General features: G+C 38.4%; 15 protein-coding genes, 1 other RNA gene and 1 pseudogene. 5 read left to right on the top strand and 12 right to left on the bottom strand.

All coding sequences use genetic code 11. The features are described 5' to 3' along the window. The 3 genes and pseudogenes from GX756_01545 to GX756_01535 all read right to left on the bottom strand — a co-directional run bounded on the left by GX756_01545 (position 1) and on the right by GX756_01535 (position 1,472). Positions 1-341 (bottom strand): annotated as a pseudogene (locus tag GX756_01545) (glycerol kinase). Between the two features lie 25 nt (positions 342-366). Next, positions 367-822 carry a transcriptional repressor NrdR gene (nrdR, locus tag GX756_01540; GenBank protein ID NLC16548.1) on the bottom strand — a complete coding sequence of 152 codons (456 nt, stop codon included), beginning with the start codon at positions 820-822 and terminating at the stop codon, positions 367-369. Between the two features lie 218 nt (positions 823-1,040). Next, positions 1,041-1,472, bottom strand: a complete 432-nt coding sequence (locus GX756_01535; protein ID NLC16547.1) for a YlmC/YmxH family sporulation protein — start codon at positions 1,470-1,472, stop codon at positions 1,041-1,043. A gap of 141 nt (positions 1,473-1,613) precedes the next feature. Here GX756_01535 and sigG point away from each other — a divergent pair, with 141 nt between their 5' ends. The 3 genes from sigG (at position 1,614) to GX756_01520 (ending at position 5,063) form a co-directional block, all read left to right on the top strand. Continuing rightward, complete coding sequence (gene sigG / locus GX756_01530; GenBank protein ID NLC16546.1) at positions 1,614-2,381, top strand: RNA polymerase sporulation sigma factor SigG; 768 nt, start codon at positions 1,614-1,616, stop codon at positions 2,379-2,381. Between the two features lie 275 nt (positions 2,382-2,656). Further along, positions 2,657-3,499 (top strand): dTDP-4-dehydrorhamnose reductase, encoded by an 843-nt coding sequence (gene rfbD, locus GX756_01525; GenBank protein ID NLC16545.1) that lies wholly within the window; start codon positions 2,657-2,659, stop codon positions 3,497-3,499. Positions 3,500-3,959: 460 nt separating this feature from the next. Continuing rightward, the gene (locus GX756_01520; GenBank protein ID NLC16544.1) at positions 3,960-5,063 is read left to right on the top strand and encodes a polysaccharide deacetylase family protein; all 1,104 of its coding nucleotides are present in this window, start codon (positions 3,960-3,962) and stop codon (positions 5,061-5,063) included. Between the two features lie 5 nt (positions 5,064-5,068). Here the strand turns inward: GX756_01520 and GX756_01515 are convergent, their stop codons facing one another. The 7 genes from GX756_01515 to GX756_01485 form a co-directional block, all read right to left on the bottom strand. Further along, positions 5,069-6,169: a nitronate monooxygenase gene (locus GX756_01515; protein NLC16543.1), complete on the bottom strand. Its 1,101-nt coding sequence runs from the start codon at positions 6,167-6,169 to the stop codon at positions 5,069-5,071. Positions 6,170-6,384: 215 nt separating this feature from the next. Next, the gene (locus GX756_01510) at positions 6,385-7,170 is read right to left on the bottom strand and encodes a mechanosensitive ion channel (protein ID NLC16542.1); all 786 of its coding nucleotides are present in this window, start codon (positions 7,168-7,170) and stop codon (positions 6,385-6,387) included. Positions 7,171-7,313: 143 nt separating this feature from the next. Then, positions 7,314-8,690 carry a magnesium transporter gene (gene mgtE / locus GX756_01505; protein NLC16541.1) on the bottom strand — a complete coding sequence of 459 codons (1,377 nt, stop codon included), beginning with the start codon at positions 8,688-8,690 and terminating at the stop codon, positions 7,314-7,316. Positions 8,691-8,985: 295 nt separating this feature from the next. Beyond that, the gene (locus tag GX756_01500) at positions 8,986-9,816 is read right to left on the bottom strand and encodes an aldo/keto reductase (GenBank protein NLC16540.1); all 831 of its coding nucleotides are present in this window, start codon (positions 9,814-9,816) and stop codon (positions 8,986-8,988) included. Positions 9,817-9,968: 152 nt separating this feature from the next. Continuing rightward, complete coding sequence (locus GX756_01495) at positions 9,969-11,549, bottom strand: ABC transporter permease subunit (GenBank protein ID NLC16539.1); 1,581 nt, start codon at positions 11,547-11,549, stop codon at positions 9,969-9,971. After that, positions 11,527-12,447: an ABC transporter ATP-binding protein gene (locus GX756_01490; GenBank protein NLC16538.1), complete on the bottom strand. Its 921-nt coding sequence runs from the start codon at positions 12,445-12,447 to the stop codon at positions 11,527-11,529. The genes GX756_01495 and GX756_01490 overlap by 23 nt, the downstream gene beginning before the upstream one ends. Further along, positions 12,447-13,364, bottom strand: a complete 918-nt coding sequence (locus GX756_01485) for an ATP-binding cassette domain-containing protein (protein NLC16537.1) — start codon at positions 13,362-13,364, stop codon at positions 12,447-12,449. The genes GX756_01490 and GX756_01485 overlap by 1 nt, the downstream gene beginning before the upstream one ends. 210 nt (positions 13,365-13,574) lie before the next feature. Between GX756_01485 and GX756_01480 the strand changes: the two genes are divergently transcribed. Further along, on the top strand, positions 13,575-14,087 hold the full coding sequence (locus GX756_01480; GenBank protein ID NLC16536.1) for a TetR/AcrR family transcriptional regulator: 513 nt from the start codon (positions 13,575-13,577) through the stop codon (positions 14,085-14,087). Between the two features lie 250 nt (positions 14,088-14,337). Here the strand turns inward: GX756_01480 and GX756_01475 are convergent, their stop codons facing one another. Continuing rightward, positions 14,338-14,928 carry a GNAT family N-acetyltransferase gene (locus GX756_01475; GenBank protein ID NLC16535.1) on the bottom strand — a complete coding sequence of 197 codons (591 nt, stop codon included), beginning with the start codon at positions 14,926-14,928 and terminating at the stop codon, positions 14,338-14,340. A 182-nt stretch (positions 14,929-15,110) separates the two neighbouring features. Further along, positions 15,111-15,466, bottom strand: a transfer-messenger RNA (tmRNA) gene (gene ssrA, locus GX756_01470). 161 nt (positions 15,467-15,627) lie between these two features. Between ssrA and GX756_01465 the strand changes: the two genes are divergently transcribed. Then, positions 15,628-15,989: tRNA 2-thiocytidine biosynthesis protein TtcA (locus GX756_01465; protein ID NLC16534.1), on the top strand; the 362-nt coding region annotated here is incomplete at its 3' end.

Here is a 15,989-nt window from a genome sequence, read left to right as displayed (position 1 = left end):
GCTCCATCATATCGGCGGTGCGCCTGCATTGCCATACGATAGCGTTGTGGACGGGTTTGCCGCTGTGTTTGTCCCAAACGATGACGGTTTCGCGCTGATTGGTAATGCCTATGGCCGCGATATCGCGCGCGGTTAGATTGGCTTTTTTTAGCGCGTCAAAAAAAAACATTAATTTGAGTGTTGGCTATATCGTCGGGGTCGTGCTCCACCCAGCCGGGCTTGGGAAAAATCTGCCTAAACTCTTCTTGGGACTTTGAGACTACGTTGCAACTTTTATCAAAAATAAGACATCTTGAACTGCTTGTGCCTTGGTCCAAAGCGGCAATATAACTTGGTTTCATATAATCCCACCAATCTAAAGACTAATTATTTTTTTAGCTCGGCCTCTTCTATAAAGTCCATAAAAGTGTTGATATCTTTAAATTTTCTATACACGGAGGCAAAGCGGACATAGGCCACTTCATCAATTTCTTTTAATTCTTGCATAACCATTTCGCCTATTTGGCTGGAGGGGATTTCTTTTAGCATTGAGTTGTTAATCTTTTTGACTATGCCTTCCACGAGTTCGTCAATTTTTTGCATAGGAACGGGACGCTTTTCGCACGCCTTAATGATGCCTAGCTTAATCTTTTCGGGATTGAAAGGCTGGCGGTTGCCGCCGTTTTTGATAACTAAAATAGGCGTGGTTTCTATGGTTTCGTAAGTCGTAAAGCGCTTTTTGCATTCAAGGCATTCCCTGCGCCGCCTTATAGAATTGTTTTCGTCTGTGGCTCTGCTGTCAACGACTTTGCTTTCAGTGTGGCCGCAAAACGGACATTTCATCTTTATTCGACCTTTTTCTTTTAATTATACACTATTTGATATATAAAAAAAAGAAAAAAATAATATAGCCTTTATCAGCCAAAAAGTTTTAAAAAGATTTTTTAAAAAATAGATTTTTTTGGGGATTTTTTAAAAAATTTTTGGGATTATTTTAAAAAAATTTATGAACGCGCGTTTTTTGGGGCTTGATCCTTAAAACGCTGTTTTTTAAAGGATATTTAAGAATGCGTGTTTTGGGGGTTTATATAGTAGCTGTCGTCGTCTTGTTTGTCGGCAGCGTAGCCGTCGTTATTGGGATAAAAGTCCACGCATAAATCTTCTTTGCTGTAATGGTCGTGCCTGCCTTTGTCGTGGAAGCCTTTGTCGTGGAAATGGCGGCATTCGCAGCCCTTGGGCCTTGCCGAGTGGAAAGAGGGTCTAAGTTCCACCAAAATAACATCCTCGCCGATTTTTTTTATGTTGCACCATCTTATAAAGATGTTATCCATCGCCTTAAAAAAAGCCCATTTTTTAAATCCGGGCACCAAAAAGCCCTCAACGCGCCCCTTAATGTCAAAAATAATGTCAATTATCCTGCCTAGCTTGCGCCCGTCAATCAAATTGACCACGTCTTTTTTTCTTAGTTCGCAAAACGATAGCTGTATTTCCATTTTTCCTTAAAAAACCCTTAGTAGATTATATATGTCTAAACTTTGCTTTTTGTGAAGCCAAAGGCAAATAATTTTTCCCTAAGTATAAAAGCCGCTAGTTAAGCCAAAACTATATTCCATACGAGATTTTTTGGAGGATATATGGCAAAGGTTGTAATTTGCGGGCTTGACACTTCCACCCTTCCCAAATTGACAAATCAAGAAATTAACGACTTAATGAAAAAACTCAAAAGCGGCGACGAGCAGGCGCGCCAAGAGTTTATTATAGGCAATATGAGATTGGTGCTTTGTGTTGTCCAGCGGTTTATGGGCAGAAAAGAAAATATTGACGATATTTTCCAGGTCGGATGCGTGGGGCTTATAAAAGCCATTGACAACTTTGATATGTCGCTTAATGTCAGGTTTTCCACTTACGCCGTGCCTATGATAATAGGCGAGATAAGAAGGTTTTTGCGGGACAACAACAGCGTAAGGGTAAGCAGGTCTTTGAGGGACACGGCGTATAAAGCGCTTCAGGCAAGAGAAGAACTGGAACTAAAATGCAGCAACGAGCCGACAATGGAAGAAATAGCCGCCGCCATTGACATGCCTTTGAGGGAAGTCGTATACGCTTTGGACGCTATAAGCGACCCTGTCTCGCTTTTTGACCCGGTTTATCATGACGGGGGCGACACTATAACTTTGGTGGACCAGCTAAGCGACGAAAAAAACTCGGACGAAAATTGGACGGAAAGCGTCGCCCTAAAAGAAGCGATAAGAAAGCTGGCCGAAAGGGAAAGGCAGATTTTATACCTTAGGTATTTTGAAGGCAAAACACAGATAGAGGTAAGCCAAGAAATTGGCATAAGCCAAGCCCAAGTCTCCAGGCTGGAAAAAAACGCATTAAAAACTATTTCTAAGACTATGTAAATTAAAACGCCTAAAAAATATCGGGCGTTTTTTGGGGCTTTTAGTTTTTATCATTGAAAAAATTTAGGCAAAGCCAAAAATCCAAACGCTTTTTTAAAGTATTTCCCAAAAATTTAATTTTTGATTAATAAATACCTCTTTTCATATATTTGGATAATAAATACTGCTTGCACATATACATATTTATTAAGGGGATTTGTGGGCTGCGATAATAAATTGTCTACGCGGCATTAAATTTGGCGGCCAGCGATTTTAAAAAAAAGGGGGAGGATATAATGACTGTTTTGGTAACGGGCGCATACGGGCAATTGGGGCAAGACATTATAAAAACGCTCAAAGAAAATAATATCAATTGCTTAGGCTTTTCGCGCTATGCTTTGGATATAACGGATTATAAAGCTTTGGAAAGGTGTTTTGAAAAACACAAGCCCGATGTTGTCATACATTGCGCGGCTTATACTAACGCGGACAAGGCCGAGTTGGAAAAAGACTTATGCATGCGCGTCAATGTTTTGGGAACGGAGAATATCGCCAAACTATGCAAAAAATATGATTGCAAATTGGCATTTATCAGCTCGGACTATGTTTTTGACGGCAAATCGGATAAGCCTTACGAAGTTATAGACCAGCCAAAGCCGATTAATTATTACGGCGCGACCAAATACGAGGCCGAACTATTTATAAGAAAAATACTTGAAAAATATTTTATAATAAGAACATCTTGCCTTTTTGGGTATTTCGGCGATAATTTTGTAAAAGACATCATAAAAAAATCCCAAAGCCAAATACCCTATTATGTAGTTGACGACCAAATAAGCAGCCCGACCTATACGGCGGACTTAGCTAATTTAATCGCGAAAATGATAAAAACCGATAAATACGGGACATATCACGCGACCAACGAAGGCCAATGCTCAAGATACGAACTTGCCAAATATATAGCGGAATACATTAATAGCCAAAATTATCCCAAGCCTATACATTCAAAACATTATACGACTTTGGCAAAGCATCCTTTATACACCGTTTTATCCAAGTCGTCTTTGGATTTGGGCGAATTTAAAAGGCTGCCCGAATACCGCGACTCCTTAAGGCGTTTTTTGAAAACTTTGGATTAGGGTTTTTGTTTAAAATCAAAAAACTCTTATGAAACGATTATGATAATTTTGTTTCCATAAGAAGATTATATAATCTTATAATTTTTGGGGATTTGCCTAAAATTTTATTACGCTAAAAAATAAAGCTAAACCATAGCTTTATTTTTAAATAATACGGGCGTTATATAGGTTTTTTTCTGTTTAACGCCATTGCGGCGTTTTTTTATTTGTGTTACTATTTAACGCCATAGAATACGGCGTCTTATTTTTTCTTTTTGGGTTTTTGTTTGGATTTTTTTATAAAATACTCTTCGTTTTTGGCGCGTTCTTCATAGCGGTCGTCCATATAATCAAGCCATTTAGGGTCTTTTTTCATTTTTTTTGTTCCTTTTTGTATAGTTTTATTATATTTTTTGCATTTTGGATAATCATATGCTTCAAAATTTTAATAATTTGAAAGGCGATTATAAATAATATTAATATGGGAGTCTATGCCAAAAAAATAATAACGCTTTTTGTTTTTGTCGCGGTTTTAATAAGCGCGCAAAATTTTGATATTAATATCCAAAAGCTTGCCAAGGCCGGCAGGGAACATCAAAACAATATCTTAAAAATAGCCGACGATGACCTTAACCTGCCAAAAGACTATGAAATCTACGACGGCAAAGTTTATCATATCTTTTTCCATAGCCTTATCATCAATCCAAAGCTTGCTTTTTCGGACGGTTTAAAAAACGGCTATAATAATTGGATGACCACGCGCGAAGAATTTAAAAAGATATTATACAATCTTTATATCAATAATTTTATTCTCATTGATATTAACGAATTAATTACATATAAAAACGGGCAGTTAACCAAAAAGCGATTGGTCTTGCCCAAAGGCAAAAAGCCCTTGGTTATATCCATAGACGATGTCAATTATTATGACTATATGAAAGGCTGCGGTTTCGCCGACAGGCTGGTTGTCAAAGACGGCAAAATCGCCGCCATAGTCAAAACGCCCGCGGGCGAGATAGTTGATTGGGAAGGCGACGCGATACCTATTTTGGATAATTTTGCAGCGCGATACCCTGATTTTTCGCATAACGGCGCAAAAGGCATAGTCGCCGTAACGGGCTTTCAAGGCGTTTTTGGTTACAGGCTAAAAAACGACTGCCAAAAAGCCCAAGCAAAAAAAGTGGCAAATGCCTTGAAAAAAAGCGGCTGGCTGATCGCCAACCACAGCTTTAGCCATTCTAATAAGTTTAAAAAAGGCATAGGCTTAGAAGATTTTAAAAAGGACTTGGAAAAATGGGATAACCAAATAGCCGCCATTACGGGCAAAACCAATATCTACATCCCGCCTTTTGGCGTGTATTTTGATATGAAAGACGCCAAAACGCGCTATCTAAAAAGCAAAGGCTATAATATTTTTTGTCCCGTTTACAAAGAAATGTCCATTAAATGCCAAAACAATATGCTGATAAGCGAAAGGCTTAATATGGACGGGTTTACTATGCTTAAATATCCGCAAAGGATAAAGAAATATTTTTTTGACCCCGCTATTGTGGTGGACCATAGCCGCCCGCCCATAAATTTTTAAAAAACTTATCTTGCCAAGGCTTGGCTTTTAGAGATATTTTTTGCGGCTTGGGCGTATTCGCTTTTGAGTTTTTGGAAAACTGTTTTAACGGGTTCTATCTTTTCGGCTTTATACGCATTTGCGCCAGCAAAGGCAAAACCGCCTTTGAATTTGCCGTTTTTGGCGTTCACAAGCGCCAAGCCTATACAATACGGGCTGTTTTTGTAATCGCAAGGCTTGATGCAATGGAAAGGGCAAATATAAGGCGTTTTTTTGCCGTCTTGGGCTTGGGCGGTAAAATCGTTTAAGATTGCCCTGCCCGGCATGCCCAAAGGGCTTTTGATTATGCCTATGTCTTGTTTTTGGGCCTTAATATAAGCGTTCTTAAAATCTAACGAAGCGTCGCATTCTTCCGTTGCGACAAACCTGCTTGCCATCTGGACGCCTGAAGCGCCCAAACTCATAATATTAAAAATATCCTCGCCTGTCCAAAGCCCGCCCGCCGCTATTATGGGTATGTCTTGGGCAAATTGGTCTTTGTATGAATTGACCTCTTTAATTACTTGGGGCAAGATAGTTTCCAATTGGTAATCGGGATGAGTAATTTGGTCCTCTCTAAACCCTAGATGCCCGCCCGCTTTGGGCCCCTCCACCACAAAGGCGTCGGGGACATACTGATATTTTGTCCACCATCTTTTTATAATCATGCTGGCGGCTTTGGCAGACGATATTATGGGGACTAGTTTGGTCTTGCGCGATTTTGGAATTAATTGCGGCAAATCAAAGGGAATGCCCGCGCCGGCAAAAATTATGTCTATCCCTTCCTCTATCGCGGTCTTGACAAGTTCCTCAAAATTGGTCAACGCGACCATAATGTTAACGCTCAAAATCCCGCTGGTTTGGGAACGGGCAAGCCTTATTTCTTGGCACAGCCGCCTTATGCACGCTTGCCTGTAATTAATCCTGCCGTCGCGTTCCAGCATCCCTATGCCCGCCGCGGCGATCACGCCTATGCCGCCTTGGTTGGCCACGGCCGAAGCCAGCCCGGACAATGAAATGCCTATGCCCATGCCGCCTTGCACAACGGGCAAAGAGGCTGTCAAGCCGCCTATTTTTAACGGATCCATAATAAGCCGCATGATTTTTTCCTAAAAAGTATATCCCAATATGCCTTAAATTATAGCCCAAAATAGCCAAGGCTTTTCGTCAAAAACACAATTGTATCCAAAGCGTGACCAAATGGGTCAATCAGGCAAATTATAAAAAAATAATTAACAAAAAAATTAAAAAAGAATAAATAAAATATTTTTATTTGCTTGCCTTAAACCGCATAAGATAAAAATTAATTCTTATCTTTAATATGCACGCTGATTTGTTGATAAGGTATGGTTATACCTTCCTTGTCAAACTCTTTTTTGATTTGTTCCATAAGGTCAAAATATACGGGCCAATAATCGCCCCTTAGCGTCCATACCCTCAAAATATATTCCATAGAGTCTTGCAAATGCGCGTAAAGCCTTACAAAAGGCAAAGGTTCTTTTAAGGTAAGCGGGTGATTGTAAGCTATATCAAATAAAACCTTTTTTACCTTATCAATATCGGCCTCATGCGACGCCCTTATTTTCAAGTCCACCCTGCGCTTGTCTTGGGCGGTGTAATTGATTATTGCCGTGTCAATCATTGATTTGTTGGGGATTGTTATGAGTTTGTTGTCAATGGTCAGCAATTTGGTATAAAAAACATTTATGGATTCTACTGTGCCCTCGTTAGCGCCGTTGTTAATATAATCGCCCGCTTTAAAAGGCTTAAAAATCAAAATCATAAAACCGCCGGCGAAGTTTGACAGCGCGCCCTGCAAAGCAAGGCCTATGGCAAGCCCCGCGCTTGCCAAAACCGTTAAAATGGAAGTCAAAGGCACGCCCAAAACGCCGATAATTGAGATAAATAATATTACTTTTAGGCCAACGGACAATAAACTCTTCAAAAAAGACTGCGCGCCGATGTCAAGTTTTTTGAAGCCTTTTAGGCTTGTTATCCATTTGGTAAAATATTTGATAACAAACCAGCCCGCGATCAGCAATAAAAACGCTTGAAAGAGCCTAAGCCCCGCGCCAGTTATAAACTGCAAAAAATCTTCCCAATTAATCATACATCTAGTTTTTGCAAAAAACGCGAAAAAACCAGCGCATTGTTAGGGCTTTTTGGAAATAATCGGGTTCAGCGCCCAAAAAATAAAGACTTTTTAATTGATTAATAATTTTTAGGCTTTTTTTATAACCCTGTAATAAAAAGTTTCAAGAAGTTAAAATAAACCAAAAGCGAGAGCGCGTCCACTATGGTGGTAATAAGCGGCGCCGCCATAATGGCGGGGTCTAGTTTTAGCGTCTTCGCGGCTATAGGTAAAAATCCGCCCAATAATTTTGCCATAATTATAGTGCACATAAGCGACAAAGCGACCGCAAGCGCAAGGTTAAGGGGCGAATTTTGCGCATCGCCTATTGCCAATTTTGAAGGGTCGTTGTTAAATATCATTATACGGCTTATTACAAATAAGCCCAAAATAACGCCTATTACCAAAGCCACCCTTAGTTCTTTCCATAATATTTTGGGCGCGTCGCTAGGCTTAATCTCCCCCACCGCCATGCCGCGAATTATTAGTGTGCTGCTTTGGGCGCCGCCATTTCCGCCCGTATCCATCAGCATAGGTATAAACCCGACCAAAATAGGCAGCGCGCTTATGGAAGCCTCATAACCTTCTATTATAAGACCCGTAAACATGGCGCCCAGCATCAAAATCAGCATCCATACCACGCGGTTTAGCGCAAGGCGGAACACGCTGGTTTTGAGATAAGGTTTTTCGGCGGGCGTCAACGCGGCCATTTTTTCAATGTCTTCGGTAGCTTCTTCTTCAATTACGGTAAGCGCGTCGTCTATTGTGACTATTCCGACCAAGCGGTTTTCGCTGTCCACGACAGGAAGCGCCAACAAACCATACTTAGTAAACAACTGGGCCAAGACTTCTTTGTCGTCCGTTGTTTTGGCGCTTATTACATTGGTTTCCATTATCGAGCTGATGAGCGCGTCTTTGGGCGCCAGCAAAAGTTCTCTTACCGTCACAACTCCAACTAGCCTGCGGGTATCGTCTTTGACATAACAGGTATATATGGTTTCTTTATCAAAGGCTTTTTTTCTGATTACGTCAAAAGCCTGTTCAACCGTGATATCGTGTTTTAAGTCTATAAACTCAATGGTCATTATGCTGCCGGCGGAGTCTTTGTCGTATTGCAAAAATTGGTTGATTTGGGCGCGCATCTCTTCGCTGGTGTTTTTTAAAACGCGCGTTACGACATTGGCGGGCATTTCTTCCAAAAAATCCACCGCATCGTCCAAGAACAAGTCGTTAATTATCTGGCTTATCTCCTTGTCGGTGAGCAAATTGACCAAATGCTTTTGGGTGTCATGGTCAAGATACGAAAAAACATCCGCCGCCTTGTCTTTTTGCAAAAGCCTGAATATAACAGCGAGGTTGGCCTTTCCCAATTGGGAAAAGACATCGGCTATATCTACGCTGTTCATATTGGTAAGTATTTGCTTGACTTGCAAATAATCTTTTTTTTCAATCAAATCAAGTATTTCGTTCTTTGCCATAACTTTTTTCCTCTTTTAAAAAGTATTTTAACAAAACCAAAAGCCCGCATTTTGAATGGTTTTTAAAAAACGCTTATTTTGGGAATAATTTTATTATATGACTAAATTATTATTTATTGTTTAAAACCTTAAGAAAAGAAAAACCAAAAAGAATAATCAACAAAAGCTATATTAAATTTATTATATTATAACAAAATTATAACAAAATAAAAATCAATAATAAATAACTTTAAAGTCTTTTTAAAACCTTTATTAAATATTAAAAAAAACTATCAAAGCCTACTTTTAAAATATCTTAAATAATCCCTAAAGGAGTTTTTTGGGTAGGCGGAGGGAACGCTGAATCTATAAGTTTCATGTCTTGTTCGTCTAGTTGGATGTTTAGGCATTGGATGTTTTCGCGCAAATGCTCGGGCGAAGATGTTCTCGGTATGGCAACGGTGTTAGGGTGTCTAAATGCAAACGCGAGCATTATTTGATAAACGGTGGCGTTATGTTTTTGGGCGACTGATTTTATAGCTTGGTTTTGGATGATTTCTTGCCTGTATCTTGGATTGCTCGCCAGCGGTGAATACGCCATTAGTGTCACATTATGTTTTTGAAGCCACGGTATTAGATCGTATTCTATGCCGCGCGCGCCTATATGATACAAGACTTGATTGGCTATGCATTTAGGGCCGTTTTTGATACTCCACAGCTCTTCCATATCGTCCGCATCAAAATTGGACACGCCCCAATCCCTTATGTAGCCCTTGGCTTTTAGGCGCTCAAACGCGGCGACCGTCTCTTCCAAAGGAATGCCCCCGCGCCAATGCAATAAATATAAGTCAAGGTAGTCCGTTCCCAGTCTTTTTAGCGAGTTTAGGCACGACCTCTCCATATTCCTAAAGCCCGCGTTGTGCGGATAAACCTTGGACACGAGGTATATATCCTTTCTTTTGAAAGACTTTATGGCCTCGCCAATCAGGCTTTCGGACCTGCCCTCGCCATACATCTCGGCGGTGTCAATTACTTTTAGACCGCTTTTTATGGCTTGCTTGATAACTTCTTTTTCGGTCTTATACAGCTTGGAATTATCCCCCAGCATCCAAGTCCCAAGACCTAATCTAAAATCGGATAGTTTCATAATATTAATTATAACAAATAATTGATAAAAACTAAACATTAATAGAATTTAATTAATTTGCAAAATGAAATACAAAAAATCCATAACATGCGCTATGGACTTTTAAGATTTGGGTAAGTTGCGTTAGAATAATGAAGTTGTTTGGCGTTACATTATAACGGCAAATCTTTTTTATCAAATATTTTTATGCCTAAAAAATATGTAACAGCGCCAATGGCTATAAGAATAACAAATTTCCATAAATAAGCCGTAGTCCCAGACAATATGGATATTGTATCAAACAGCGTCAAAATTGAAACATAGTTAAAGTATTTCATAGCATCTATCCTTATCGCGCTTGGAATAACGCTGGAGCCAAATAATCCTAGTATTGTCGCCACTAAGAAAAACATACTAAGCCCGCCGCCGATAGACATGGAAAATTTGCTTCTGTTAAACCAGCAAGACGCCAAAAAGCAAATACCCGAAATTGCCAGCATTGTTACAAACGCGCCTAAGTTTAGAAGCAGCATTTGTCCGTAGGTTATAGATATGTCCGCAGTCTTAACAGATGCAAGACTTATCATGCTTGCGATCGTGGTAAGGACGAACATAGAGAATAGTGAGAAAATCAAATAGCACATCTGAGTAATGGTAACCTTTTTTCTTTTGGTGGGGGTTGAAAGGATATAAGCCATAGAGCCGGAATCAACTTGACCGGCAATTAAGTTATTGGCTGTCATAATAACAAATATTAAAGGAAGTAATAATCCCGCTATGCGATAAAAGATCGCGCCTATTACCAATTCATAAACATCCATACTGCCGAGTTCGCTCAAAGCCTGACCAACTTTGCCGGGCAACTCGTCAAACAAGGTTTTGCTTTTGTCGGCGATTATTGTTTCCTTATAAGATTCTAACTCTTGAGCGACTTGTTCGTCTGAGTAATCGGGATTGTTCGCCCTTATCTGTTTTTCTTTGATATCAAGCTCGCCTCTATATGAGACTATCGAGTTATACGATATATTACTAATTTTTTCTTTGGCAAAGTATTTTGAGACATATATTTTTTCGTCGTTATAATCAAAACTTTGTTCGTGAAAAACATCGCTTACGACCGAGGGAATATAGTTTGTGGCAAATTCGATCGTGTCGGTTGCTCCCGAAGCTATAAAAGAGTTAATAGCCGCTGTAATAAATGCTTTGACGGTATTGGCAACCTCTTGCCCTTCTTCCTCTAAGATTTGTAAATATACGGCGTCCGCGATTTGATTCAATATATATTCTGATATTTTGGACGGCGAATAGTCTTCGCCTTGAGCCAAATAATAATCAATCAAGGTATTGATTCCAGCAAATTCCTCGTCGCTTAATTCCATCTCCGTTTGTATGTCTTGGCGGGCTTGTTGGTCGTCCGAGCCGTCTTCTATCAAAGTTTTGTAATTCGCGATTATAACATCCCTATCTTCGGCTAACGCTACATTTAATAGAAAATTTAATTTATCATAGCTGGATTCATAACTTTCAAGCGCCGCGGCAGTCATATCATAATATGTCATCGAATTTTTTTCAATGGTTGACTCTATCGCGTCTTTTACAAACATATCGGTCATTGACGAACGAATTTCATTTACATTTAAATTTCCTAGAACAAGGATAGTTATAATAAGCATTGCGCAAGTAACAGCTGAAACAAAAACCCATGTCCCGGCGTTAGCTTTGCAAGATTGTTTAAACAACGGTTTGCTTATCATGTTTTTTCTCCTTTTTTATAATCTCGCTAAAATATTTTTCTAATGTGTATTTTATCTCGACGATAAATTTTACATTAAACGGTCTTAAATCCATAAATAATTTGTTAATGTCGTTCTTTTTAATAGATATCGTGACTTGGCTATATTTTTGCTGGTCTCTAATAATTTGATAATTTAATTTTTTGAAATTGATATAATCTTGTTTATTGTTAAATTCAATTTTGAATTCTGCAATCTCCCTGTTTTTAATTTCATTCATATCCGCGACAGCGATAAGCTTTCCTTTGTTTATTAGAGCTACTCTGTCGCAAATTTTTTCGAGTTCTTCATACAAATGAGAGCTAATCAAAATTGTCTTGCCCTTTTCTTTTTCATGCTTTAATATCTCTATAAAAGATTCTCTCATAAGCGGGTCAAGACCCGTCAAGGCCTCGTCCAAAATCAAAATTTCGGGATCGGCCATCAAAGCCGCGACAATAGCGGTTTTTTGTTTCATTCCCTTGCTCATTCGTTTTAAATTGGCTCTAGGGTCAAGCTGTAATTTATGGATTAAGAAGTTAGCGTATGACAATTCTTTTAAGCCCAAAAACTCAGCTTGGGATTTTATAAATTCTTTCCCTGTCTTCAAGTCAGGAAAGGCGATTTCTCCAGGGACATAGCCGATAAATTTTTTGGTCTTTTCGCTGTCTTTCCAAGCATCAAGCCCGTTAATCGTTATTTGGCCTTGGTCGGGCTTCAAAAAACCCATAATATTCCTTATGGTCGTGGTCTTGCCCGCTCCATTGGCGCCGACAAATCCGAGCATTTCGCCTTTGTAAATGTTTAAGTTAATATCAAAAACGCCTCTGCCCCAGCCATAATCTTTGGTAAGGTTTTTTATTTGTATTACTGTTTCCATCAGGCAACCCCTCCAAAGTCCTTGTCTTCTTTGTAATATTTCATAAAGTATTCTTCCAAAGTTTCTTTTAGATGATTAAAACCTTTAAATTTGGATCTTGATAAGGCGTATATTAACGAATTGATATGATTATCGTCAATGTTTATAATTATTCTGTTGTTTTCTCGGCTTACTATCTTGAATTGATTGTTTGAGTTTTCAGCCAAAAACTCATTTAGGTCTTCTCTTGAGTTAAATTCAACCAAATAGTTTTTATTTTTGCTATGTTTTAGGTCTTTGGCAACAAACTCGTTTACGATTTTTCCTTCTTTAATAATCGCGATTCTATCGCAGGTGACGTCAACTTCGCTGAATATATGGCTAGATAGCAAAATAGTCTTACCGCGCTTTTTTTCATTTTTTATGAATTCAATAAAAACTTGTTGCGTCGCAAGATCTAATCCGCTTGTGGGTTCGTCTAAAATTAAAATTTCCGGGTCGTTCATAAACGCCGTGACAACGGCAAGTTTTCTTTTGTCGCCCAAGCTCATTCTTTTTATTTCGCCGCAAAGATCAAGCTCAAAAACTTCGCGCAAATAATCAATCCATTTTTGGTCTTTTGCTTTTTTTAGCTTTTTCATCATATCCAAAAACTCATAGCCATTTAACCCTTCGGGAACGGCGATTTCGCCCGGTAGATAGCCGACTTTATCCATAAACTTATAATAATACTTGAAGCTATCCAGACCTAATATTCTTGTTAGGCCTTTGTCGGGCTTACTAAAGCCCATTAAGTGCCTTATTGTGGTGGATTTGCCCGAGCCGTTAGGTCCTAAAAAACCAAAAACTTCGCCTTCATCTATATTGAACGAAATGTCAAAAACCCCGCGACCATAGCCATAGTCTTTTGTGAAATTTATAACTTCTACTTTTGGCATAAAATCCTCCGAATAGACAGTTGTATAGTTTGTTGACACTTGTCTATATTATATGATAATATGAATTTGAACGCAAGAAGAGAATATTGTATAAATTGTGAAAATTTTTATATAAATTGTGAATATTTTTAAAATTTCTAAAATAACATGAATAAAACTATAATAAAAGATTTGAGACTAATAAGAACAAAACGATATTTAGGCAAAGCTTTGTTTGAGCTTTTGGAGCATATTCCATTTGAAAAAATAAGCGTAATGGATATATGCAAAAAGGCTATGGTGCACAGAGCGACATTTTATAATCATTTTGATAGCAAGGAAAATCTATTAGAATTTGTGATAGACGAATTAAAAGAGGAGTTGTTTTTATCCGCGATAGAAAAAGAAACTTATAATAGCCCAAAAGAAATGTATATTTCTTTAATAGGCAAAGTTTTTGACTTTGTGCAAGAAAACAGGCAAAAGATTCTTTTGATATTGAAACAAAATAGCTTTGAAAAGGCGGCTGGGTTTTTAGTAGCAACTACAACAGATATTTTGGAACATCTTATTGATAAAAATAAATATAGAAAAAATTACACGATTCCTAAAAAAATATTGATTGATTTTTTTAGCGGGGGCGTGGTAAATATTGGTCTAAATTGGTTGTTATCGCCAAACCCTTGCTCAAAAGAAGAATTATTGAAATATTTTGATATTTTGTTAAATAATAAAATATTTTAAAAGCTTAAGTCTTTGATTTTTTTGCTGATTTTTAAAAAGCCCGGCGCTTTTGCATGCTTTTTGCCGCTAAGGTCTTAATTCAAAATTTAGCGCATTCCATATAAATCATTTCCATATAAATATCTAATAAGCCTTAAATATTTTAGCTTCCTAAAAAAACTTAAGTCAATATATTATTTAAGAATTGGACTATAATTAAGCGCTGTGAAATTATGTTTAATCAGCCTAATTAATTTTGCAAGCCGAGATATTACTTTAACCGCTTTCGCATTATGAGTCTTTGGTCTGTTTCTGAAAATACATAAAACCCGCATCTTTTATACATCTCAACATAGCCGGCAAAATCTGACGACTGAAAAGTAGGCTCTTTATAAGGATATGCCTCCACAAAGTCAAATCCATCTTTAGCCGCGTTCTCGCATACATGTTTTAATAAAAGCGTGGCAACTCCTTTTCTTCTCATCTTAGGCGCTATTACAAAACAAAACACTGATTTTACCTTTACGATAGAACTAGCATCCTCTATAGGCGCATCGCTCATAAACTTTCGCCAGCTTTCGCATTTTAAACAATCTGACTTAGTATTGACGTTGCACCATCCTACGACTTTGTCGTCATAATACGCTAAATAACCTTGAATGTTGTTATTTTTAACATATTTATACGCGTATTCTCTTCTTTTTTCTGCCGTAGAAAAATCCTTGCCCTCAAAATCATCATTGCACCAGCACACGCAATAACATTTATTTTCGTCTATGTTGTCGTCATGCGGGGTTGTGTCAAAAAAGCGTATATAATCTTTGGCTAGCTCTGGCGTTAATTTTCTTACTTTAATATTTATTTTATCCATTTAAAGTTTTCACTTTCTTCAGAATAATACTTCTCGTTAAAACATTCGTCTACAGAAACTATTTTTTTATTTATTATCCCTTCATCTATAGCATTCCATATTTACTTTTAGTCTTGTTAATATTAAAAAAAGGTCTATAAGCCATTCAACTTATTGTTATTGACCTTTTCTTTTGGTGGAGATGCGGGGAGTTGAACCCCGGTCCGAAAGAATTGACTGGCAACTTTCTACATGCTTAGCCGCTAAGCTATGTCTTCGTCCAATTTCTAGCGGCCAGAAATCTGGACGAACAAGCCCTTTTTGATAGTCCGCTTGACCGAAAGGACAAAACAGCCAAACAAACCCCGCAAGTTATGACGCCCGCGCAAACCGCTGCGGGCGCGGTTTGCCGGCGGCGACTTAAATTAAGCCGCTAATGCTAATTCTGTGTTAGAGTTAGCGTTTATTTTTTTTGCCGATTTTAAAGAAGCTCGGCGCTTCTGCATGCTTTTTTGCCGCCAAGTTCTCCCGTCGAATCCAGTACATCCCCATGTAAGCATTATTATATTATCATATGCAAATAATTTTGTAAAGAGTTAATAATTTATAAACCTTGGCAAGCAAATTCACGAAAAAATAAAGGGAATAACATTTTTTATTAACAACTCATAACGGTTGACAGTATCTAAATTTTAATTAATAATGACAAAAATGAGGCAGTTAGACAAAAACGCGATAACCGAACGAAGCATTATAAAAAAATACCGCAGCCAAATTTGGCGGCCCTTTGTCCAAGCCATAGACAAGTATCGGCTTATATCCTCGGGCGATAAAATAGCCGTATGTATTTCGGGTGGCAAGGATTCTTTTTTGATGGCAAAGTGCTTCCAAGAGCTAAAAAGGCGAAGCCCCGTAAATTTTGGGCTGGAATTTTTGGTAATGAATCCGGGCTACAGCCCGCAACATATGGAATCCATAACCCAAAACGCCCGCCTTTTGAAAATCCCTATAAAAGTGTTTGAGTCCGATATTTTTGAGGTAGTTGACCAAGCGGGCGGCTCGCCTTGTTACCT

This window comes from Clostridiales bacterium (genome assembly GCA_012512255.1).
Lineage (GTDB): Bacteria > Bacillota > Clostridia > Christensenellales > DUVY01 > DUVY01.
Note: the sequence above shows the minus strand (reverse complement) of the source record. Positions and strands in the feature narration are given on the sequence as shown.